Raw genomic sequence first — 22,623 nt, 5'->3', positions numbered from 1 at the left:
AGATTATTTTATTTATTCTCCCCACACCCCACACCCCACACCCCACACCCTACACCCCACACCCCACACCCCACACCCCACACCCCATCACCCATTTACTTGATCTATGGAACTACCAGAATTAAATATAGAGACAATTTGGGCGATTATTAACGATGAAATTGACGACGAAACCGTTAATAAATTAGTCTGGCAAAGTTTAGGTTATCGCTACGATGAAAGTCAAGGAAAATGGGATAATAGTCAAGTAGAGGAAGATTGGCGCTGTGAATATCCCGAACCCCCAGATTTTATTGCCAATCGTCCCCCAACAGTCAAATTAACTCGATCGATCTTGCCAGAAAATAAACAATTATTAAAAGATAAATTGGGGTTTACTGGTTATAAAATTGGCGAATTCAATCCCCGCATGACTCGCCGTGCCACCGCTGCCAATTGGTTGTGCTTTTATGGGTTAAAATAGATGAGGAAAGTTATTTTATCAAGCTTCTAGCATGGTTACTATCCCTGTCAAGTCCTCCTCTCATCCCCTAGCATCCTATATTGAGCGTCTCACTGCTGGGGAAGCATTGTTAAAAGATACTCCCCAGAATTTGATCGAGGTAGTGGGTATCCTGAAAAGTTACGGAGTGGTGTTAGATGCTTATTCCAAAAATTTAATTTATATTGCGGAAAATCAGTTTTTGGTTTTTTTCCCTTTCTTTAAATATTTTAATGGTCAAGTATCTTGGCAGAAATTACTACAACACTGGTGGCATGATCGCATTAATTTTGAGTATGCTGAATACTGTATGAAAGCCATGTTTTGGCATGGTGGGGGTGGTTTAGATAGTTATGTAGATGGTGCCGCTTTTCGGGAAGTGACAGCCAAGGTTATTCAAGCTAAATTTAGGAATAATCCCCTAGTTTTAATTTTAAATAAAGCCTTCCCTGAATTTTTGCCAGAACAAATGCGAATGATGGCCTACTATAGCGGTTTAGGTCAATTTTGGCGAATTATGGCCGATACTTTTTTAAGTTTATCCGATCTCTACGATGCCGGAAAAATTACCAGTATTCCCGAAGTGGTGGCACACATTAAGAAAAATTTAGTCGATAATGCTAGTCAAGCAATTGTCTATCAAGTAAAAATCAAAGGACAAACCTATGATCTTATCCCCAAATCGGCAGGATTAACCTTTCTTGCGGATACGGCAATCCCCTACGTTGAGGCGGTTTTCTTTCGCGGAACACCTTTCCCCGGTACAATTTCCTATAATGCCCAAGCCTATCAAATTCCCTACGATCAAGGAATGTTTGCCTATGGTGCTTTGTATGCAGATCCTTTACCCATCGGAGGTGCAGGGATTCCTCCCACACTATTAATGCAGGATATGCGTCACTTTTTACCAGATTATCTGCACGACATTTATAAAAAGAGTTTTCGTCAAGAGGAAGATTTATTAGTCCAGATTTGCGAAACTTTTCAAAAGTCGATGTTTTGTGTAACAACGGCAGCCATTCAAGGATTAGCACCTTACCCTTTAACTACCACAGATTTAAAAGAACAAAAAGCCAATCGCATCTATCTAGAAGCATGGATGAATCGCTTTGTCAAGTCAAGATTAGAATCGGTAAATCAATAATTATTCTGCCGATAAATCGGTAATTTTTGCAGTCAACAAACCCCCTTACATTTATGTCAGATATTAACGTCCAACTTCAGGATATTTTAGCTCAATTGCAATCTTTAAGCGAACGGGTTGCCCTCATCGAAGCGCGGCAGATGTTAGTACCGGACATCGAGCGCTATGGTAAATTACAGCAATTCCTAGCTGAGGGTAACTTTAGGGAAGCAGACGCAGAAACTCTCCGAGTTATCCTCGAAACTGCTGGCAGAACCCGCGATACTTTAACCCCAGAGGATATGATGCGGTTTCCCGTTAATGTGATTCGAGTACTCGATCGCCTTTGGAAAAATTATAGCGGCGATCATTTCGGTTTTAGCAATCAGGTGAAGTTATATTTTGCCGCCGGGGGTGATATTAACACCCTGCGTACCCAAGACGCGGAAACGATTAGAAAATTTGGGGAATTGGTAGGATGGCGCGATAAAGAGCAGTGGCGTATCGATGATTATGATCACTGGGATTTTAGTCTAGCAGCTCCAGAAGGCTGTTTTCCCGCTCTCTGGTGGAAGTCTCCCTACGGGTTAAAAATGGTGACTTTTTGTTTTACTCGCCTGATAGAGTGCGATTTATAGGCAATGAAAGGAATTATCGGCTATTTTCGGGCTTTATTGTCCCCCCAATTTGCCCCCACCGGGATAAGAGTGGCTGTAGTAGTGGGGACAATTTTATTGACAATTAACCACGGTTATGCTATAATCAGCGGCCGCATGACAAGCGATCGCTGGATGGCGGCATCACTGACTTATCTAGTTCCCTATCTGGTCAATGTTCATGGGCAGTATAGCAGTTATCGCCGTCAGCAGTGGCCGAAAAAATCCCAGCAATAAAGGCAATGAATATACCTCTAAGTGGTGATTTCTTTGACTCTAGGGAACTCCCTGTTAGCAGAGGGCTGCTATGATAGCGATCGAGACGAATATTCGGGTGACACAGATCTCTATTAGATATTTTAGCAACTACTTTATCATTCTTTAGCGATCGCTCTATTGGAATAAAGCAAAAATAGATATATGATCAAGACAAGATCTGCTTTCATAGCGATCAAGACGAATATTCAGGAGTTCGATTTACCATGGCTACTGTTTTATTGAAAACTGGCGAGTTCCGAGAAATCCCTGATGATCAGTTAATTTCTTTCATCGAGGAAAACCGAGATTTGATTCAAGATCGACAATCACGCAGAAAAAGAGCGATTAAAAGACCTATACCGTCCAATGTTACCTCTACCAGTACAAAATGACATCGATATTTGTTTCGTCATATTGGTAGATACCTTGTTCTGATTCTTCTTCCGTTTTCGAGTATTCCACCTTACACCGACGAAAAAGTCGGTATTGGGTTTTCTGGTTATCTTGAGGGTTTCCTCGATACTCCTCTTCTTTACCTAACTCTATATAAACGAATAGTTTTTTATATTTTCCGTAGACTGGCTCCCCCGATTTTGCCGAGTCAAATTCTAGCTCATTCAATGCTTTAATTCGTTTAATCATATTAGTGTTTAAGTTGGTTTTTGTTTTATAATATCCTATTATTGTGATTTTATTAGATTAGGTCGAGGTCTATTGTTTTGAGAGGAGAAGATGTGGCCAGATTTGTCACAGCAGTACCCGATAGTTTAGGAGATTGAAAATGAGTAAGTTTCAATTGTTTGATGGTGTTATACTAAGGGAATATCTACCTTTAATTGATGGCGGAATAGCTCCTATCGGGACAATTGTAGAAATTCTCAAAAATGGGGAAGCTTATCTAGTAGAATTATTTGGAGATTGGGTTAAATATGATGAGCAGGGAAATTTTGTCTGTGCAACTCAGACAGAAAAGGGAGCATTCCTCGAAACAATCGGCGTAGAAATTGTCTATCCTCATCAATTGGTGTTGACTTTTTCTGCCAAGCAAACGATGACCTTGACCTAAATCTATCCCCTTCCAATAGCGAGTGGGAATCTAATAATCTTTCAGTTTTAAAATGGTCGATTAAGACAATCAGAAGGAGATTTATCCCTCAATTTAATCTTGACAGACCACTAATTATCCTATCACGGCTCTTCTGGTTTCTGTGTGGAAACGGGGTCTATACTGATAGTTTCTTCAGCAAAATAGTCCTAAAAGTCTTTTCCAGTAAACATTTCAATATTTTATAAGCAAAAATTATTACATACATAAGTAAAAAATATCACAAAAAGTCGAGAAGAACCCTATCACTGATTATTGTTTACTGATAACTGGTCAAGTCTCCCATTTCCCCGCCCCCTATCCTAGTTATCTGTAGCCTACTTTTACTTTTAATTGGTGTAAAATAGCAGCAGTATCTACTCTAGGGTAAGATTAACTCCCTTAGCTAGGATTTGATAGATGCGATCGCTCTCTTTTCAGTAAGGCACTCGCGAGAAAAATACCCAGTATTGCCAATACAGCCATGGCATAAAAAGCATAAGTGTAAGTACCGAACCAATCGCGAATTCTACCGGTTACTAAAGTTCCGATCAAAGCACCGACACCGTAGGCAGTAAAAACAATACCGTAGTTTTGGGCGTAGTGGTCAGGATTAAAGAAGTTGAGAGTGGTAGCGGGAGCTAGGGCTAACCATCCCCCTAAACAAAACCAAAATAGACAAAAAGCCACTAGATAGCTAGTAACTGCCCCTTTTTCGGCCTTGACCATCAACAGACAACCAATCAAAATGAGTGTATAAGCCCCGATCGCTAGATAATGGGGTTTCCAGCGATCGCTTAACCAACCGAACAAAGGACGACTAATACCATTAAACAAGGCAAATATAGCAACACTACTAGCGGCTAACCCCGGATCAATCTGAATAATTTCCTCAGCGACGGGACTAGAAATACCGATAGCACTCAAGCCAATTAAAGCACCAATGGCATAGCAAAGCCATAAACCATAAAATGAGCGACTTTTCAGCATACTCACTGGATAATTGGCCGGAAAGTCGGATTTTCGATTAGCTAAATTTGCGGGGGGTTGCCAGTCTTGAGGGGGTAACTTCATTGTGATCGCAATAATCACAATAATTATTGTAAAGATAATCCCCAAAAATCTTAAACTTGGTCTAACGCTATATTCATTGATTAATCGATTGGCTAAAGGTGCGGTAATCAGGGGAGAAAGGCCAAATCCGATGATGGTTAAACCCACCGCTAAACCTTTTTTGTCGGGAAACCAGCGTGCCACCACTGCCATGGGAACACCGTAAGCGATGCCGACTCCCGTGCCGGCAATAACTCCGTAGGTCAGAATAATTGTCTGGATATGAGCGGCAAAACTAGCGAGAATATAGCCTAAACCGACGATAATTCCGCCGATAGCCGTCATCCTGCGAGTACCTACCCGGGGGATATAAAAACCGGCGATCGGCATAGAAGCGGCATAAAATACTAGGGCCACAGTGTAGGGTAGTAAGCTTTCCGTGGCGCTGAGATTTAACTCTGTTTCTAGGGGTTTTCTAAAGATACTCCAAGAGTACACCGTCCCTAAACAGAGTAAAACACCCATTCCTAGAGGTATTAATAACCATCTACCTTTGGCTGCGGGTAATCCCAAAACTGTCAACTCGGAATCATAATTACTGGTAGTCATAGATCGCCGTGACTCTTTCTTGACTTGCTGGCCAGTATTCTAGATGAGGTCATGGCTAATGGGGCCAATTTTCTGGAAAATTTTCCGATTAAAATAAGGGGCGAATTATTTCGCCCCCCTTTAAAAGTTTCCCCCCATCTATAGCTGAGGGACTTCTGAGGATTTTTAACTAAACTGCCGCGAAGTAAACTTTTGACTTCACAGGATCGGGAACCATGGTAGCATCCCCTTCTTGCCAACCGGCGGGACAAACTTCATCCGGGTGGGATTGGACGTATTGAATCGCTTTCAGAGTGCGGAGGGTTTCATCGACACTGCGACCGAAAGAAAGATTATTAATAGTAGCGTGTTGGATAACACCTTCTTTATCGATGATAAACAGACCGCGCAGGGACACTCCCGCATCAGGATCAAGAACATTGTAAGCGGTGCTGATTTCTTTTTTTAGATCCGACACCAACGGATAGGCCACATCACCGACACCGCCGGATTTTCTCTCGGTTTGAATCCATGCTAGGTGAGCAAATTCGCTATCGACGGACACCCCTAAAATCTCGGTGTTGATGCTGGCAAATTCGCTAACTCGATCGCTGAAAGCGGTAATTTCCGTGGGGCAAACAAAGGTAAAATCGAGGGGATAGAAGAATAAAACGACGTATTTACCCCGATAATCCGACAATTTGATGGTTTTGAACTCTTGATCGAAAACGGCGGTCGCGGTGAAATCCGGCGCCGCTTGTCCGACTCTTAAGCAACCTTCGGCGGTCATGCTTTTAATCTCCTTAATCTAGTTTCTGGGAAAATGCAACTATTTTTACATTCCTTAACAACTATATCATAGTCATAACGATTTTGAGTAGTCAGCAATCAGTTATCAGTGGCCAGCGGGGAGATAGGGTGATGGGGTGATGGGGGTTAGGTGTTAGAGCGGTTTGATCGGGCGAGAGAAAAACAATTTACCCACTTTTCGCACTTCTTAACATTCAATAGCTACAATCATGGATTTTTATCAAGGTTAAGAATTGTATTTTTTTTTCTCAGAAAAAATCAATTATTGAAAATGTTCTCAATAGTAGGTTCTACAATGAAGGTTTTTCGTCAAAACATCTTGGGGAATGTAAAAATATATAAAAGTATATGAAGATTTGCGGAATGTCGGATTTAATAAACTTCATAATGTTCACTTTCGCAGCCAAAATAAGAATTTAAGGACAGCGAAAGAGATCGTCACCTGGGGAAGTCAGCCCATCGTACAACTTAGTACAACTTTCTTGCCTCAACGCTCCGACCTGCTGCTGTCTGCTTTTACTTATAGTTGCAAAGACTATGTCATCAAGCGCTGGTAAATATCTATCCCCACCCCAACGTCAGCAACTTCTCGAAATCTTAACAGAACCAAATATCTCTGATGTTGATCGCAAACGGATTCAAATCATTCTTTTCGCTGACGAGGGCAAATCCCAGGCCGAGATCCGTAAGCTTCTCGATTGTACTGCCGCCACCGCTAGTAAATGGATACTGATCGCCGAGAGTGGCAAGATCGAGCGCTGGCAGAAATACCGCCGCGGTCGCCCTTCAAAAGTTGATCAACCTTACCTCGATCGCCTGAGGGAACTGATTAGTAAATCCCCCCGGGATTTCGGCTATTCCTTTAAGCGATGGTCGGGAGTTTGGTTAGCGCGGCATCTAGAGAAAGAATTCGGGGTCGCACTCACCCCCACCCACATCAATCGCCTCCGCAAACAGCTACAGCCGATCCGCATCGTCGATCTTTCTCCTTCAGCCAAAGCTTAAAACAACTATGCTCGATACTCACAGCCTCGTCAATCCCTGGCCAGAATTCCTGTCCGAAACCCAGTGGCGGAGTCTCCAGAAAACGGCGATCACCCTCTCTCCCGAAGCAGGTACACTGCCCCTACAGCCCGGATTATACCTAGTGGTTCGCGGCAAAGTTCGTATAGCGAACTCGCAGCAAAAAGAGATGATTGCGCTCAAAACCGGCGAATTTTTCGGTGAATTCTCCCTCTTTCCCCGATCGGGTTTTCTTCCCTACTCGGTTCGAGTCTCCGCAAAGGCGGAACTACTTCTTATCCCCGAGTCCGCCCTGAAGCCGATCCTGAAAAAACACCCCGCCCTGAAAAAAACATTACTACAACGGGCGCGGGAAATTGAGCAACTTCTTGGGACGAAGACAGAAGAAACGGACAAAAAAAGCGATCGAGCCTATTTTCCCTCTCCGGCGCAGCGGTTAGGTCACTGGATCGGTCAATCCCTCCGCCGTTATCCCTTCTTCGAGCAACAGTCCGCCTCCGATTGCGGGGCGGCCGGTTTAGTCATGATCGCCCGTTATTGGGGCAAAAGAATCAGCGTCAACCGTTTGCGGGAAATGGCCAACGTCAACCGCGACGGGGCATCCCTGAAGGGACTGATCACCGCGGCGGAAAATATCGGCCTCTCCACCCGTCCGGTAAAAGCGACTCTAGAGGGATTAGGGAAACAGCCCCTACCGGCGATCGCTCACTGGGAAGGCAAACACTTCGTTGTTATCTGGAAAATTACCCCCAAACAGGTGATTATTGGCGATCCAGCGATCGGGCAATTAACCCTAAGTCGTGCCGAATTCACCAGTAAATGGACGGGATTCACCCTGCTGCTCCAACCGAACCAGAAATTCCGGGACACGAAAGAGGATAAAACCTCTCTCTGGCAGTTTTATCGCTTACTGGAACCCCATTGGTTCGTACTGCTGGAAATTTTCGTCGCCTCGCTTTTTATCCAGATATTCGGCTTAATTACGCCGATTTTCACCCAGTTAATCCTCGATCGGGTAATCGTGCAGGGGTCCTTAACTACCCTTTGGGCAATGGGGATCGGTGCGCTAATTTTCGGGGTTTTTCGGGTGGCAATTACCGGTTTACGCGCCTATCTCCTCGATCACACCGCTAATCGCATCGATACGGCATTAATCACCGGTTTTATCCGCCATACCCTCAGCCTTCCCCTCGGTTATTTCGAGTCCCGCTATGTGGGCGATATTATTTCCCGCGTCGGGGAAAATCGCAAGATTCAGCGTTTTCTCTCTGGGGAAGCTCTCTCGATTTTACTTGACTTATTAACGGTTTTCGTGTACGTGGCGGTGATGTTCCGCTATAGCTGGCAATTAGCCCTCATCAGTTTAGCGATTGTGCCACCGTTCCTTCTGCTGGCGTTAATTTCTACCCCTTTTCTCCAGCGAATATCCCGGGATATTTTTCAGGCGATCGCTAAAGAAAGCAGTTACCTGATCGAGATTTTAACCGGTATTCGTACCGTCAAATCTACCGCCACAGAGCGATCGACCCGTTGGCACTGGGAAGACCTTTTCTCGGTGGAGGTCAAGAAAAATTTCTCCGGGCAGATCATCGGCAATAATCTCCAGATATTCAGTAATCTGATCGAATCTTTAGCGACGACAGGGTTACTCTGTTTCGGTGCCTATCTAGTGATTCAAAATCAATTATCGATCGGACAATTGATCGCCTTTAATATGCTTTTTGCCCAGATCATCGCGCCTTTTCAACGCTTAACCGTTCTCTGGACGCAATTTCAAGAAGTCAATATCGCCGTCGAGCGGATTAACGATGTACTAGACGCAAAGCCGGAGGAGAATTTAGAGGAACTTTCCCGTCAGTTTCTCCCGGAATTACAGGGACATATTCGCTTTGAAAATGTCAGCTTTCGCTACCACACCGACAGCGATCGCAATGTTTTAGAAAACCTCAGTTTTGAGATTTTACCCGGTCAAACCGTTGCCCTCGTCGGTCGGAGCGGTTCGGGAAAAACCACGATCTCGAAATTACTGATCGGCCTCTATCCCCCCACCGAGGGGAAAATCTCGATCGACGGTTACGATCTGAGTACGATCGCCCTCAGTTCCCTCCGGCAACAGGTGGGAGTCGTCGATCAGGATACTTTTCTCTTCGGTTCCACGATTCGGGAAAATATCAGTTTAGGTCATCCCGATCACCCCCTAGAAAATGTGGTGGTCGCGGCGAAATTAGCGGGAATTCATGACTTTATTCAATCACTGCCGATGGGGTACGAAACCCAGATCGGCGAGGGTGGAGGGCTACTTTCCGGGGGACAGAGACAACGGATCGCCATCGCTCGATCGCTAATGGGAGAGCCGCGCTTATTAATCCTCGATGAAGCCACTTCCCACCTCGATACCGAATCGGAACGGATTATTCAAACAAATCTCCAGAAAATTCGGCAGAATCGCACGATGGTGATTATCGCCCATCGCCTCTCTACGGTGCGGAACGCAGATTGTATTCTCGTTCTCGATCGAGGGGTATTAGTCGATAGTGGAACCCACGAAGAATTAATGGCCCGTCCCGGTATTTACCGTAATTTGAACTCTAATCAATTGAGTGAATAACTATGACCACCAATCTAGACAGAGAGCGCGATAACTGGTCTTTCCAGACCAAGGAATTGATCGATACTTTACCCCTACCCTGGACGCGTGGTTTACTCTATTTTCTGATTATTTTCGTCTCGATCATTCTCCCCTGGGCGATATTCTCAAAAGTCGATGAAACGGGTGTCGGACCAGGAAAACTGGAACCCCAAGGAGAAACAGTCAAAATCGATGCTATCGCGACGGGAAAAGTGGAAAAAATCTATGTCCGTGAAGGCCAAGAGGTGAAAGCAGGACAACCGATTTTAACCCTAGATTCCTCATTAATCGGCAAGGAAATACAACAAATTGAGGAGAAAATAGAAGGACAAAAAAGCCGTCTTTCCCAACAGAAACTTGTCAAAAGTCAGTTAGAGATTTCTTTAACCACCCAAAGCCAACAAAATCGCGCGGCAGCAGCGGAAAAAGAAGCCTCGATCGAGCAAGCGCGGGAGAATGTGGACGCATTAATCAAGAAAGCGAAAATATCCCTAGAAGAACAACAGGCGCGGGTAAATCAAGCGAAAACCGCCCTCGCACGCAGTCAGACCGATTATCCGATTCTCAAAAGTCGTTATCAAACGGCTTTAAAAGAAGTCGATCGCTACCGAAAAGCGTGGGAGGATGGCGCGATATCGGAGGTGCAATTCATCGAGCGCGAGGACAATGCCAAGGAGCGCCAACAACTCTACGAGCGGGGAAAAGCGGAGGTAAAAGAAAATCAACATAAACTAGCGGAATTAGAAAGCAACCACCGTCAGACGAGTCAACAAACGAGCGCCGATATCGCCCAAGCGCGTCTGCAATTACAGGAGCGGCAGCGGGGTTATCAAAGTCTCCGCCATTCCAACGAGTTGGCACTCTTAAGGATACAGGAGCAGATTAACAATCTAGACACGGAGATCGCAACACTGGCATCGGAAATCGCCCAAAGCGAGAGCCAACGGCAAGCGCTCCAAATCCAACTAAGTCAGAGGGTTTTAAAGACGAACACCGACGGCACAATCTTTTCATTACCGATTAAACGCGCGGGTGCGGTGGTGCAGTCGGGAACGCGGGTTGCGGAGATAGCACCGAAGGGATCGCGGTTTATTCTCAAGGCAGAAATGCCCACGGATCAAAGTCAATTTCTCCGCGCCGGTATGCCGATAAAAGTCAAGTTCGATGCCTATCCTTTTCAGGATTACGGCATTATCGGCGGCAAGATTACCAAGAAATCACCGACGGCGATCGAAAAGGAAACGCCCAACGGAAAAATTAACGTTTTCGAGCTAGAAATTCAACTCGATCGCTCCTGTATTCAAAAGGGAAATCAATGTATTCCCCTCAATCCGGGAGATACGGCTACCGCAGAAGCGATCGTCCGTCAGCGTCGGGTGATCGATTACATCCTCGATCCCTTTAAGGATCTGCAAAAAGATGGGTTAAAACTCTAGTTTTTTTAGGTATCGAAGCCAAATTACTTACACTCCTCGCTAACCCTCTTGCCTATCTCAACTAGGAAATTAATTTCGCATAACTGTTTAAGGAGTCATTATGTCCCATAGTATCACAATCACCAATCAAGACCTTATCCAACAGCTTAAGCTATCGGGGAAAGTCCCCGAAATGGCCGAGGGAATTATCGCTCGGAAAATCATCACCGAAACTGCCACGGAAGCGGGGATTAAAAACACAACTGACGAGTTACAACAGGCGGCCGATCAATTCCGTCTCGCCAAAGGATTACATAACGCCAAATATACATGGAATTGGTTGCAAAAACAGGGCTTATCCCTAGATGATTTCGAGGAGATCGTTCAATTCAATTTACTATCGGGTAAATTAGCCGAACATCTTTTCGCAGACAAAATTGAATCCTATTTCGTCGAACACCAGCTAGATTATACCGGCGCGGTGATCTACGAGGTGGTGTTAGCAGATCAGGCGATGGCAGAGGAGTTGTATGAATCGATTCAGGAGGAGGAAATCAGCTTTCAGGAAGTAGCGCATCGCTATATCGAGGATGTGGAATTACGACGTAAGGGTGGTTATCGCGGTACTGTTTACCGTAAGGATTTACGACCGAATCTTTCGGCCGCAATTTTCGCCTCGGATTCTTCTCGATTGTTGAAACCGCTGCAAGGCGATCGAGCTTTTCACCTGATTTTCGTCGAGGAAATCCTTAAGCCGAAGTTAACCGAGGAGTTGGCTCTGAAAATCGGTGTTGATTTGTTTAACGGCTGGATGAAGGATAAGATTCAGGAAATAGAATACGAGTTAAGTAATTAATTGTGGATGGGGTGGGTTATGCTCACCCCGCGAACGGTCGGTTAAATATTTTTAAACTTAACTTTCATTTATAATCGAATGTGTGATAATATTATATCATCCTTGATGAACAAAATTAAAACAAACATTATTTAATAACAACAAAGAGGATAGAATTTGAATTTTGAGAACTTAATCTTTTCTAGTCACGCGATACGGCAGATGTTTTTCAGGCGTATCGGTGATCGAGAGGTCAGACAAGCGATCGCCTATGGGGAAATTATCGAGGAAAATTTAGAGGATACGCCTTTCCCTAGTTATCTAGTTTTAGATTTTATTGATGGTAGAGCGCTTCATGTAGTTATATCCTATGATGAGAGTACAAGAACAGCGTATGTAGTGACCGCCTATATTCCTGATCGAGAGTTATGGACGGATAATTTTAGAAAAAGGAGATAAAAGATATGGAATGTGTCATCTGTAAGCGCGGAACAACTCGATCGGGTTTCGTAACTGTTACTTTAGAGAGAGATAATTGTATCGTGATTTTAAAACAAGTCCCCGCCGATATCTGTCAAAATTGCGGGGAGTATTATCTAAGCGAGTCGGTTACGGCAGAGGTTTTACAGAAGGCCGAGGATGCGGTTAATAAAGGTGCGGAAGTAGAGATTATTCGCTATGTCGCTTAAGTACACTATAAAACTATAAAATTAATACAATATGGATTAATAAAATACCAATAATCCGATTATTCTTGAGTGAGTTTATTAAGCCTAAAAATAAACAAAGGTATTTTTAATACATACACTTTTAAAAATCTCTGAATTTATTTATTAACATAATTCCCAGTTAATTAAAAAATAAATAACTCAATTAAGTTGGCTTGGTTGGTTCTCTTTGCTTCCAACAAGACAGGTTCAGAGTTTTTTGTACATAAATTACTTATTTTTGTTTCTTTAAATAGCTTGGAAGCCCGTTGTTTAATCGGTTTTGATGATGTTTTTGTAAAAAATAGTCTTTAAAAAAGAACAAAAATAACTCAATTATCTTTTTTTTGTTCGATTTTGATAGTTGATCTGGTGTTGAAAAAAATTGTTATTGTTTCCTTGAATCAATAATTTGATTCATTCATTTAGCGAAAATTTGGAGAATACATCTCATGGCTAACATCAAAATCAACGAGATCAAAAACACGGTGACTAACGAAATTATCGAGCTTCGCACCGATGCCGCTAACGACAGTCAAGAAAGCATCACTGCTTTTAAAACTTTACGCCAAGTGGTAGGTGGTCGTTGTCGATGGCCTCAAATCTGCTAATATCTAATCGATAAAAAATCTAGATTTTCAGTTTTTTATCGTTCTCTCTTTTTGATTTTCACGATAGTTTAACAAGCCAAAATACTGCGTTGACTATCGTGGAAATACTAACCAGATAAAGATCGCATTTCTTGAGAATATGTATGCTATTTTTAAACGATTTTCCGATCACTTGGAGCCATCGCCCTTATTTCGATCTTAGTCCCTATCAATCTGGCGCTTGGCATATTCAGGGAATTGACTATAGTTATCGAAATCTTGTCTCCGAAGTGCGAGATACTAATACGTCGTCCGTGAACCCGGTTACTCTCGTTCACCCCGCTTCTTTTCGAGAGCAATTGATTCGAGAGACCGGTCTTTTTCAATACCCAATTAACGATCCTCTCACCCTCCCCGATGAGTTGAGAACCGAACGTTGGAGAGTTCTTTGCGAGCATTTAGAGCATTATCGTGAGCTTTCACCCGCTACTCAACTGAAAACAATTAATTTATTATCGAGTTTATGCTTTCATGAAGCGATTACTCGCTATATTCCCGCAATTAGCGATGAAAACATTGGCAGAGACCCCACGTTCGCTAGATTAGCTTACAGCCTGGCGATGTCTAAAATCCTTTGTCAAGAAGATATTGGTACATCAGAAAATCTCGAAGATTTTCAACGAATCTTTCAATACGCTTCTAAAGAAAGCCTGAAGGTTTTCGGGGCGGCCGTAGAACTAATCGCTTTACACGCTACTGTATTTCGAGACATAGCCGCAGTAGCTCATTGGCGAGAAGTGGCAAGGGAAAAACTCGATCACCTTGAAACGATCAGAGGAAATTTCGAGTTTAAACATTTAACCAGTGTTTTCAAGCGTGCGGCTGTTTTCGCTCCACTTCTGCGGGGTGAACGAGAAACGGTTGTCCGTGAAATGGATATCTGTCAATCCCTGGCGGAAGAACTAACCCGCGAGTGTAAAAACGAGACCGAGAGAATTGCCGCCCATGAAAATCTGACGACGGTTTTTGAGAGCCGAACAAAAGAAGCTCTCTGGTTAGGCGATATTGATCTCGCCGAAGAGAGATCGAAGAAAATGGTGGCGATGGAACCTCTTTACTCTCGTTATCGCCTGCAACTGGGGGAAATTTTACTGAAACAAAATAAATTTGAAGAAGCGGCGAAAATCTATCGTTCTGCCACTAGACTCGGCCCACCTGGAATGGCGATCGCTTGGTTTATGGCCGGCCAATGTCACGAACGATTAGGAGAGATAGACATCGCCTGTGATTGCTATCTAGCTTCCCTACAGATGGATGAATTGGGTATCTCCGCCGTGGAGAAAATTAACAAATTGGCCCCCCGGCTAGGTAACTCGATGCTGACCGATTGGAGTACCATGCGTCTAGAACAATTACTGGAACAACAGGGAGGTATGGTCTCTAAAACGAAAACTTCCTATATTCCTGAAGCAGCTTCTGCACTGAAATTAGCGGGTGAACGCGAACTCTCTCAAATTTAACTCAAGGTGATCGAGGAATTCGGGAAAGATTCTACCTCGATCGCCCCGCAGCCGGAATTCCCTTAGAAGAATTTCTAACCCCTCACTGAATCGCCTGTTTTAAACTACGACAGAATTCTTCAAGGGATTTTAACCCTTCGCTGGGGGAATTATCGGCCAGACGTTTAACCATGGCACTGCCGACAATTACCGCATCAGCACCCCAGTTTTTCACCTGTAGTGCCTGTGTTGGGTCAGAAATGCCAAATCCTACCCCCACGGGTTTATCGGTGACAGAACGGATAGAATCGAGCAATTCCTCCACTCTGGTGGCCACTTGGTTCCGCATTCCCGTCACTCCCGTGACACTCACCAGATAAATAAAACCTTGGGATTGCAGGGCGATCGCTTGTATTCGTTCCGGGGGACTGGTAGGCGCTACCAATAAAATCACCTCAATTCCCTTAGCGGCAGCCGGTTGCAGCAGACTTGCCGCTTCCTCTAGGGGTAAATCGGGAACCACCAAACCACTCACCCCGGCTGCTTTTATTTGGTCTAAAAAGACATCTATCCCGCGATGATAGATGGGATTATAGTAAGTAAAGAGAATAATGGGAGCTTTCACCTCTCCCTGAGCATTTTTGACGATTTCTAGCACATCTTCCAACTTGACACCCCGATTTAAAGCGCGGGTGGCCGCCGCTTGAATAACCGGACCATCCGCAAGAGGATCGGAATAGGGAACCCCCAACTCGATCAGATCGGCCCCTGCCCGGTCTAAAATGCGTAAAGCTTGGGCAGTGGTAGATAAATCGGGATCACCAGCAGTAATAAAGGGAATTAAGGCACAATTCCCCTGGGAACGGAGAGAACGAAAACACTCGGAAACAGCAGTCATCGAAAATTACTGAAGACATAAAGCACCGTCTATTATCTCATGGCGGGGAATAGCTCACCGCCGGTCGCCACAAGCTCAGGTAAAGAGTTTTTCGAGTAATACTTAAGGAATATTGACAAAATGGCGATCGAGGTTAGAATAGGCTCAGTCTGACAGTTTTAAAAAAATTTCTTGGATAATAAGGGTTTTCATTCCGCTTTTTCCAGTACACAATAGGACTACTGCCCGATTGGGTTTCGTATAATCAAACACCATATATCTATGTTTTCCATTTACATTCTCACTCATAACGAAGAAATTGATATTGCCGCCTGTGTGGAATCGGCACTTCTATCCGATGATGTGATTGTGGTTGACTCCTACAGTAGTGATCGTACTGTAGAGATTGCTTCTCGTTATCCAGTGCGCGTGGTTCAGCATCAATTCGAGAGCCATGGTAAACAAAGAACTTGGATGCTAGAAAATATCGAGACTAAATACGATTGGGTTTATATTCTCGAAGCAGATGAAAGGATAACACCCCAACTCTACGCAGAATGTCTGCTGGCCACTCAACAGACAGAATTTACTGCTTTTTATGTGGCCGAAAGAGTTATGTTTATGGGAACTTGGATCCGTCGCAGCACCCAGTATCCCCGTTATCAAATGCGTCTATTTAGAAAAGATCAAGTCTGGTTTAGCGATTATGGTCACACGGAAAGAGAAGAATGTCGAGGAAAAACCTCTTTTTTACAAGAAACCTATCCCCATTATACCTGTAGTAAAGGTTTAAGTCGTTGGATTGAAAAACATAATCGTTATTCTACCGATGAAGCAGCAGAAACCCTACATCAGTTGGCTAACGGTGGTGTTAGTTGGAAAAATTTATTTTTTGGTGAAACCGAAGTAGATAGACGGAGAGCTTTAAAAGATTTATCTCTAAGATTGCCTTTTCGTCCCCTGCTTCGTTGGTTTTATATGTATTTTATCTTGGCAGGAATTCTCGATGGTAAAGCTGGTTTTGCTTGGTGTACTCTGCAAGCTTTTTATGAGTATTTGATCCTCTTAAAAGTGGCAGAAATGAAACAGGGTTTACCCACTCCCCCCGAAGTGAGAAATCGTTTTCATACCCCGCAAAATGGTAACAATAGTAATTCCCATAGTCCCGATTTCGTCTCCTTAAAAGGAAAAGCCGATTAACATTCAACCATGATTAATCAGCCGGCAATCACCTAACAACAACCTAGGGACAAAAAAAATGCCAATCCACCTACTCAGTGGTTAATTTTCACGGGGAATATAGCCGTTTGACTTCACCCAATAGTTACTTGACTGGTATCGACGCTGGTTGCCCCATGCACTTTACTGGCAATTGCTACCATTTTATTTAAAGTCGCCTGATTGGAAACCTTGCCTTTTAGTACAACTTTACTACCAGTTTGAGCGACCCACAATTTGTCTTCATCAGCTAAATCCGGTGTCTCGTCAAAAGCTAAAACTACTCGTTTAGCTAGGCCGCTTTCGTCGTATTTTCCATCTAATCCGACTCTTTCGGGGGGAATACCCGCAGCAGCGGCTTTCCCTGCGATCGCACTAGCGGCATCGGCCGGTTTATCTAAGCCAAAAATTCTTTTTAACCAATCCATTGCTAACACTCCTGATTGAGTTCTAAAACCCCAATTTCTTTAAGAGGGATTTGGTGGAAACGATGTGTCGATCTAATCCTAAACGATCGGGACTGACTCCCACCGCTAAAGCGACTAATTGGGAAAAATGTAACACGGGTAAACCTAAACTTCGACCGATCGCTTTTGCCACTTCCGGTTGTCGGGAATCAAGATTAAGATGGCATAAAGGACAAGGGGTGACTAAACAATCGGCCCCCGCTGCCATGGCCTCTAAAATGTGTTTTCCTGCCATTTGGAAGGATTGGGTGGTGGCATAACTGGACAGGGGCCAACCACAGCATTGAGTGCGTCCTTGATAATAAATCGGATTGGCCCCCACGGTCCGAAAGACATTTTCTAGAGATTCCGGCTGAAAAGGATTATCGTAGGGGAGAGTATCCTGGGCCCGCAGGAGATAACAACCATAAAAACCGGCACAATTTAAGCCTGATAAGGGACGAATCACCTTGGCCGCCAGATTATCTAAGCCATAATCGCCGACAATTGCCCAGAGTAGGTGCTTAACCGTCGTCGTACCTTGGTAGGGGGAACAATGTTCTTTCTGTAAATAATTATTAACTTCCTCAACATAATTGGGATTATTATGCTTTGCTTCCTTCAAGCGCTCATCCACATGACCGATCACCCCTTGACAGGTGCTACAGTGAGTCAACAGGGGTAAATTGAGGGCTTCCGCTAGGGCAATATTACGCGCATTGACGGCATCTTCCAAGAGTTGCGAATCTTCCTTATAGGTTCCCGAACCACAACAGGCAGCTTTTTTGAGTTCGACTAAATTAATCCCCAAAGCTTCCGTCAGGGCTGCCGTGGATAAATATAGTTCCCGACAGGCACCTTGGGCGACACAACCGGGAAAATAAGCATACTGGAGATTGTTGACTGTCATGGATTCTAGGAAATTACTACTCATTACCTATCTATCATCTTGGACCCCTTCCCCTCTGTCATCACTAAAGTCATGGAATTTCTTAATAGACACCCTTTTGTGAGCTGCTCCCAACAAGTGTATGCTAGTTTGCCCCCCGAAATAATATCCAAAAACGAGGAGAGCCATCTCAACAGTATAATGCCTCTCCTTGAGAAAAATTGTTGTTTTGAGGAGTCGGTTGTACCAATGGCAATCTGTCCGGTCAAGAGGTGATTTACCGGTAGAATTGAGAGTGCAGCCGAGAAATTACGGCCAGAAACCCTATTTTGTCTGCTTACGCCGCTTGAGGGAGGGTGATAACAGCATCAAAGTCAGCACGGCTAGGGAAAACCGAGAGAACCCGATCGAGTTGGGTTAATTCAAAGATAATCTTGACTGAAGGTGGAATAGAACAGATATTGAAGGATTTTTCTTGACTTTGAGCCAGACGAAAGGCAGTAACTAAAGCCATTAATCCAGCGCTGTCGAGGAATTCCACCCTACTCATATCCACGAGAAAAGTGATAGAGCGACTCTGGTTAACCAGATTGGTGAGCTGCTCTTGAAATTCTAGGACGTTAGCGGCGGTAATATAGCCGTTTGGCTCAAATAGAGCAATTTCCGGGACTTTTACAGGACTTTTCATGGCTGGGCTTTGAAATTCATAAATGAACCTTTTAACTGGAGATCAGATACCGCTATTATGTCCTAACTTTCTGATTTTGCAACCCCGGTCTTGATAAATTTCCTCTCTCCTGAAAAGATTAATCTTTTTTTAATCTTTCCCCTGTGGGAAGGAACCACTTTTAGGTTAACCTGATGATCCGGGGAGTAAAGAGGAACAGTGATCAAGGCTTATTAGGGCGAATACCAGGGGAAAGTCGTTAGGTTTAAGCTCTAATCCCGAATGACTGATGATGAACCAGCATTATACTGGTATTTTTGCTGAAATAAAGTAAAGCCTGATACAGAAACTAGATTTATTGAACTAGAGTAAGAAAATTGTGGATACCCAGCCGACTATCCGCCAATTAGTGGAACAAGCCCTATATTATCGTCAAATCACGCCAGAAATCGAAAACGGAATTAATGAACTCCTCGCTCGTCTTGGCTACGTTTCCGATGTGGATTATGAGGCCCTCGAGTTACTCATGGATGAAATGGACGAAGGCCGGATTAATCTCGTTCCGCGTCGGTAAATTCAGTTATCAGTTATCAGTTATCAGTTATCAGTAGAGAAAGACATTGCTGCGATTTTTGTCAATTGTTTTCGCTCAAGAACGAACGCATCAATTAAGTATCTTACCAGATAAAGATTTGGTCGATTTAAGCCCCCCGATCGAACCAGACCAAGTAACGAAGAACCTCACTGATACCAAATCCGTTTTTAATAGTGTGATTAACTCTCAAGTTATGAATTGTTTCTCCCCACACCCCACACCCTACACCCTACACCCCACACCCCACTATCCTATACTTTTTAAACAGGATTTAGTATGATTACTGATTACTGTTTACTGTTTACTGTTTACTGATTACCGAACCATCCGCCAAAACCCAATTTCCCCAAATTTCCCCAAATTAATATAATTAACTTCAGGCCTTCTCCTAACCTGATTTTTTCGATGATTCCTTTAACTCTTAATCTCTTGCAAGGTTCCGTTACTTTTCGTTTCAGTCCCAGTGCTGCTCTGGATTTGCAAAGGGAAATTAACATTTTACTCGATCGCCTGAAAGCGATCGCCAGTAATGCCGCTAGTGGGGGTAAACCCCAACCCCAAAAACCGCTGGAATATCAGCACACTGGTGATGTATTTCTGGAAGTGTTTTGTAATCCCAATATTTATCCGAGTCCTTTTTCGGCTAAAGTTTTGTTAACGGTTCGTGATGATCGCCTACGCTTAACCACAGAAGCAGAATTAACCCGTGTAATCGAGGATTTAGAGCGTTATATCGACCAAAATAGTTAGAATCGGGGGATTTTTGGGGTTTCGACCTTTCCCTGTCGTCCCACCTCTCCCCATCTGATTATTCTTCTCTAGCTTGCCATGTTACCGACCGATTTATTGATTTCCCGTCAAAATGGCGAGACAATTATTCCCAAACGCTTACCGCTCGCTGGCGACTATCTGGCGATCGCCAAAGAACAAATCAGCTGTTTTCAGGAAAGTATCGGTGAAACTAAGGGAGAATTAAGCCAAAAACTCCTAATCTTGGAGGGAGACAGTCCCGATTATAAAATTAAACGGGGATTTGCTCACCTATTAACCAATCATTTTGCCACCTTTGAGATTATTAGTCCCTTAGAACCGCAGGAATTAAGAAAAAGAGTTTTTGAACAAGCGGCTAACTTTGTCCCTATTCCCCAAAATCGATCGCTAATTCTGGGGAAAATTGCCCAGCAACTCAGCCAAGAATTAAATCAAGAAATTTTTCCAGTGGCTCTAGAAAAAGGACTCTATGCTGATTTAGCGGAGAATAAAATTCTCACTCAATTTGATGCTCCCACCCCCGAAAACTTAATTCATCGTTTTAACCTCTCGCAAATTCAAGGTATTTTTTATCGGGCCAGTTATTTAATTATCAACGTCCATCGCAATGATCCGGGGGAATATAAATATCTCTTTCGCTATCTAAAACTATTTCGTTTAATGACTTATATCGAAGGGGATGCCGACACGGGATTTACTATTACTATCGATGGTCCCACCAGTTTATTTAAAGCTAATAGTCGTTATGGCATTGAAATCGCTAAATTAATTCCTGCCTTACTCCATGTGACTCACTGGAATTTGAAGGCACAATTACAGTATAAAGATTCCTATACAGGAACTATTAAAAAACAACAGTTCAATTTAGAGGATAACTGTGGTCTGGTGTCCCATTATTCCCCGGGTAAACCCTACGATAGTATGTTAGAGGAATCTTTCGCTAAACGTTGGTTACAGTTAAAAACTGAATGGCAACTAGAAAGGGAAGTGGATTTATTGCCTTTACCCGGAGGAGTGATGATTCCCGATTTCCGTTTAGTACATCCCGATGGTCGCGTTTTTCTCCTGGAAATTGTTGGTTATTGGCGACCAGAATACCTACAAAAGAAATTTTTACAGGTCAAATCGGCCCAAGCAAACAATCTAATTTTAGCCGTATCGGAACGGTTAAATCTAGAAAAAGCTGGAGTTAAATTTCAAAATCTACCCGCTCAGGTTATCTGGTTTAAAGATAAATTATCACCCCAAGCAGTGTTAGAAGTTTTAAATTAAAGGGTTAAGAAGCTAAAAGCGGAAGTATGATTTAATACTCCCGCTTTGGTTTAATCAGACTAGGTTAACTCTTTCGCTCAAGACCGGACAATGAGAGCTACATCATTGAGCAATGGCAGGATTGATGGACACTTTCACCACTTTATTTTTTTCTTCTTCCGCTTTCGGGAGGGTGAGATTGAGAATGCCATCTTTGTATTCAGCAGCCACGTTATTGTTATCAACCTGAACCGGTAGAGGAATAACCCGATGGAATTTACCATAACGGAATTCAGTGCGGGTAAATCCTTCTTCTTCGGTTTTAATTTCCGATTTTCTTTCACCATTAATGGTCAGACTATCGGCTGTTACTTCCACGTTGAGGTCTTTGGCTTCCATACCAGGTATTTCCAGTTTAAGCTGAACTGCCTCTGGCGTTTCGGTAATTTCCGCCGCTGGGATGAAGGACAACCCCATTTTTTCGCCATTGCCTACATCAGTCGGCACAAGACGGTCAAACAAGCGATTCATTTCTTTTTGTAGGCTTTCTACTTCTCTGAAAGGTTCCCAACGTATAAGTGCCATATAAGTCACCTCCGAAGTTTTCTTAACGCTAGAGATGTTGGTTTATCTCTACACTTTTAGGGTAGATAAAAGATTCTCAGACCGGGGTAGGGTTTTCGCTATTGAGTTTTTCCAGATTCCCGTACTATCTTCTATACTAGAGCTAGGTGAAAAAGTTTTGCGTCGGGAAGTGGGGTGTGGGGTGTGGGAATTATAAATTATGAATTATGAATTATAAATTATGAATTGGGAATTATAAATTATGAATTGGGGAGTGGGAAATGGGGAGACCACTTCGTGCGCGATGTTCGGACGTTCGGACGTTCGGTGAGGCTCAGTCGAGCCGTTGCGGGGGAAGTGGGGTGTTTTCTCAGTGAACTGATAACTGATAACTGATAACTGATAACTGATAACTGATAACTGATAACTGACTCCACCAAGAGACTTTTTTAGTAAACCCTAATTAGGGTTTGCTGAATAATGGTAAAAACCTTACAGGAAAGGGCTTTTAGCTTGATTGAGAGCTTCCCAAATGCACTTAAATCTGCTAGAATCTCTTAAAACCCTTGCATCACCCTTGCATCACCCTTGCAT

Annotated in this window: 25 protein-coding genes; 17 read left to right on the top strand and 8 right to left on the bottom strand. The window is 43.5% G+C overall.

The genetic code is table 11. The annotated features are described in order from the left end of the window. Window positions 1-106 precede the first annotated feature (106 nt). From IM450_RS02465 to nrtS, 4 genes are read left to right on the top strand one after another with little or no spacing between them, the layout of a single operon-like run. Window positions 107-463: a DUF1823 family protein gene (locus tag IM450_RS02465; RefSeq protein WP_002804042.1), complete on the top strand. Its 357-nt coding sequence runs from the start codon at window positions 107-109 to the stop codon at window positions 461-463. Window positions 464-494: 31 nt separating this feature from the next. Further along, on the top strand, window positions 495-1,625 hold the full coding sequence (locus IM450_RS02460; protein ID WP_287669432.1) for a CO2 hydration protein: 1,131 nt from the start codon (window positions 495-497) through the stop codon (window positions 1,623-1,625). Between the two features lie 53 nt (window positions 1,626-1,678). Further along, complete coding sequence (locus IM450_RS02455; protein ID WP_002804048.1) at window positions 1,679-2,242, top strand: GUN4 domain-containing protein; 564 nt, start codon at window positions 1,679-1,681, stop codon at window positions 2,240-2,242. 3 nt (window positions 2,243-2,245) lie between these two features. Next, window positions 2,246-2,497, top strand: a complete 252-nt coding sequence (nrtS, locus tag IM450_RS02450; protein WP_287669429.1) for a nitrate/nitrite transporter NrtS — start codon at window positions 2,246-2,248, stop codon at window positions 2,495-2,497. A 396-nt stretch (window positions 2,498-2,893) separates the two neighbouring features. Here nrtS and IM450_RS02445 read toward each other — a convergent pair whose 3' ends face one another. Beyond that, window positions 2,894-3,160 carry a hypothetical protein gene (locus IM450_RS02445; protein WP_004161646.1) on the bottom strand — a complete coding sequence of 89 codons (267 nt, stop codon included), beginning with the start codon at window positions 3,158-3,160 and terminating at the stop codon, window positions 2,894-2,896. Window positions 3,161-3,299: 139 nt separating this feature from the next. On the opposite strand from IM450_RS02445, the gene IM450_RS02440 reads away from it, so the two are divergent. After that, entirely contained in the window at window positions 3,300-3,584 is a 285-nt protein-coding gene (locus tag IM450_RS02440) for a DUF4926 domain-containing protein (RefSeq protein ID WP_287669426.1), read from the top strand. Between the two features lie 420 nt (window positions 3,585-4,004). On the opposite strand, the gene IM450_RS02435 is transcribed toward IM450_RS02440, so the two are convergent. Together IM450_RS02435 and IM450_RS02430 are read right to left on the bottom strand one after the other, a co-directional pair. Next, a complete protein-coding gene (locus IM450_RS02435; protein ID WP_287669424.1) occupies window positions 4,005-5,264 on the bottom strand; it encodes an L-lactate MFS transporter in 1,260 nt (419 codons plus the stop codon). Window positions 5,265-5,433: 169 nt separating this feature from the next. Continuing rightward, a complete protein-coding gene (locus IM450_RS02430; protein ID WP_002735961.1) occupies window positions 5,434-6,033 on the bottom strand; it encodes a peroxiredoxin in 600 nt (199 codons plus the stop codon). A gap of 557 nt (window positions 6,034-6,590) precedes the next feature. Here IM450_RS02430 and IM450_RS02425 point away from each other — a divergent pair. The 8 genes from IM450_RS02425 to IM450_RS02390 all read left to right on the top strand — a co-directional run bounded on the left by IM450_RS02425 (window position 6,591) and on the right by IM450_RS02390 (window position 14,772). Beyond that, window positions 6,591-7,058, top strand: a complete 468-nt coding sequence (locus tag IM450_RS02425; RefSeq protein ID WP_002804058.1) for a helix-turn-helix domain-containing protein — start codon at window positions 6,591-6,593, stop codon at window positions 7,056-7,058. A 7-nt stretch (window positions 7,059-7,065) separates the two neighbouring features. Continuing rightward, a complete protein-coding gene (locus IM450_RS02420) occupies window positions 7,066-9,684 on the top strand; it encodes a peptidase domain-containing ABC transporter (protein ID WP_287669420.1) in 2,619 nt (872 codons plus the stop codon). 2 nt (window positions 9,685-9,686) lie between these two features. Then, window positions 9,687-11,141 (top strand): HlyD family efflux transporter periplasmic adaptor subunit, encoded by a 1,455-nt coding sequence (locus tag IM450_RS02415; RefSeq protein ID WP_287669418.1) that lies wholly within the window; start codon window positions 9,687-9,689, stop codon window positions 11,139-11,141. 100 nt (window positions 11,142-11,241) lie between these two features. Further along, complete coding sequence (locus IM450_RS02410) at window positions 11,242-11,976, top strand: peptidylprolyl isomerase (protein ID WP_287669415.1); 735 nt, start codon at window positions 11,242-11,244, stop codon at window positions 11,974-11,976. 156 nt (window positions 11,977-12,132) lie between these two features. Beyond that, window positions 12,133-12,414 (top strand): DUF4258 domain-containing protein, encoded by a 282-nt coding sequence (locus tag IM450_RS02405; RefSeq protein ID WP_287669413.1) that lies wholly within the window; start codon window positions 12,133-12,135, stop codon window positions 12,412-12,414. Between the two features lie 5 nt (window positions 12,415-12,419). Beyond that, a complete protein-coding gene (locus IM450_RS02400) occupies window positions 12,420-12,644 on the top strand; it encodes a type II toxin-antitoxin system MqsA family antitoxin (RefSeq protein WP_272078265.1) in 225 nt (74 codons plus the stop codon). A gap of 470 nt (window positions 12,645-13,114) precedes the next feature. Beyond that, entirely contained in the window at window positions 13,115-13,273 is a 159-nt protein-coding gene (locus tag IM450_RS02395; protein ID WP_287669409.1) for a hypothetical protein, read from the top strand. Window positions 13,274-13,416: 143 nt separating this feature from the next. After that, complete coding sequence (locus tag IM450_RS02390; RefSeq protein WP_287669406.1) at window positions 13,417-14,772, top strand: tetratricopeptide repeat protein; 1,356 nt, start codon at window positions 13,417-13,419, stop codon at window positions 14,770-14,772. Window positions 14,773-14,854: 82 nt separating this feature from the next. On the opposite strand, the gene trpA is transcribed toward IM450_RS02390, so the two are convergent. Beyond that, window positions 14,855-15,649: a tryptophan synthase subunit alpha gene (gene trpA, locus IM450_RS02385; protein WP_002804074.1), complete on the bottom strand. Its 795-nt coding sequence runs from the start codon at window positions 15,647-15,649 to the stop codon at window positions 14,855-14,857. 261 nt (window positions 15,650-15,910) lie between these two features. On the opposite strand from trpA, the gene IM450_RS02380 reads away from it, so the two are divergent. Then, complete coding sequence (locus IM450_RS02380; protein WP_287669404.1) at window positions 15,911-16,828, top strand: glycosyltransferase family 2 protein; 918 nt, start codon at window positions 15,911-15,913, stop codon at window positions 16,826-16,828. Window positions 16,829-16,941: 113 nt separating this feature from the next. On the opposite strand, the gene IM450_RS02375 is transcribed toward IM450_RS02380, so the two are convergent. The 3 genes from IM450_RS02375 to IM450_RS02365 form a co-directional block, all read right to left on the bottom strand. Next, window positions 16,942-17,274 (bottom strand): hypothetical protein, encoded by a 333-nt coding sequence (locus IM450_RS02375; protein ID WP_004160639.1) that lies wholly within the window; start codon window positions 17,272-17,274, stop codon window positions 16,942-16,944. 22 nt (window positions 17,275-17,296) lie between these two features. Continuing rightward, the gene (locus IM450_RS02370; RefSeq protein WP_272081885.1) at window positions 17,297-18,226 is read right to left on the bottom strand and encodes a CoB--CoM heterodisulfide reductase iron-sulfur subunit B family protein; all 930 of its coding nucleotides are present in this window, start codon (window positions 18,224-18,226) and stop codon (window positions 17,297-17,299) included. A gap of 292 nt (window positions 18,227-18,518) precedes the next feature. Further along, window positions 18,519-18,869 (bottom strand): STAS domain-containing protein, encoded by a 351-nt coding sequence (locus IM450_RS02365; RefSeq protein WP_002761268.1) that lies wholly within the window; start codon window positions 18,867-18,869, stop codon window positions 18,519-18,521. 358 nt (window positions 18,870-19,227) lie between these two features. Here IM450_RS02365 and IM450_RS02360 point away from each other — a divergent pair, with 358 nt between their 5' ends. The 3 genes from IM450_RS02360 to IM450_RS02350 all read left to right on the top strand — a co-directional run bounded on the left by IM450_RS02360 (window position 19,228) and on the right by IM450_RS02350 (window position 21,486). Then, on the top strand, window positions 19,228-19,422 hold the full coding sequence (locus tag IM450_RS02360) for a hypothetical protein (RefSeq protein WP_002761266.1): 195 nt from the start codon (window positions 19,228-19,230) through the stop codon (window positions 19,420-19,422). A gap of 426 nt (window positions 19,423-19,848) precedes the next feature. Further along, window positions 19,849-20,193 (top strand): hypothetical protein, encoded by a 345-nt coding sequence (locus IM450_RS02355; RefSeq protein WP_002804083.1) that lies wholly within the window; start codon window positions 19,849-19,851, stop codon window positions 20,191-20,193. A 78-nt stretch (window positions 20,194-20,271) separates the two neighbouring features. Next, window positions 20,272-21,486, top strand: a complete 1,215-nt coding sequence (locus IM450_RS02350) for a DUF790 family protein (protein WP_287669397.1) — start codon at window positions 20,272-20,274, stop codon at window positions 21,484-21,486. Window positions 21,487-21,588: 102 nt separating this feature from the next. Here IM450_RS02350 and IM450_RS02345 read toward each other — a convergent pair whose 3' ends face one another. Next, on the bottom strand, window positions 21,589-22,050 hold the full coding sequence (locus IM450_RS02345) for an Hsp20/alpha crystallin family protein (RefSeq protein WP_287669394.1): 462 nt from the start codon (window positions 22,048-22,050) through the stop codon (window positions 21,589-21,591). Between the last annotated feature and the right edge of the window lie 573 nt (window positions 22,051-22,623).

The sequence above is a fragment of the Microcystis sp. M083S1 genome (assembly GCF_020246405.1).
Lineage (GTDB): Bacteria > Cyanobacteriota > Cyanobacteriia > Cyanobacteriales > Microcystaceae > Microcystis > Microcystis aeruginosa_C.
The sequence above is the reverse complement of the archived record's forward strand: the minus strand, read 5'-3'. Positions and strand labels throughout refer to the sequence as shown.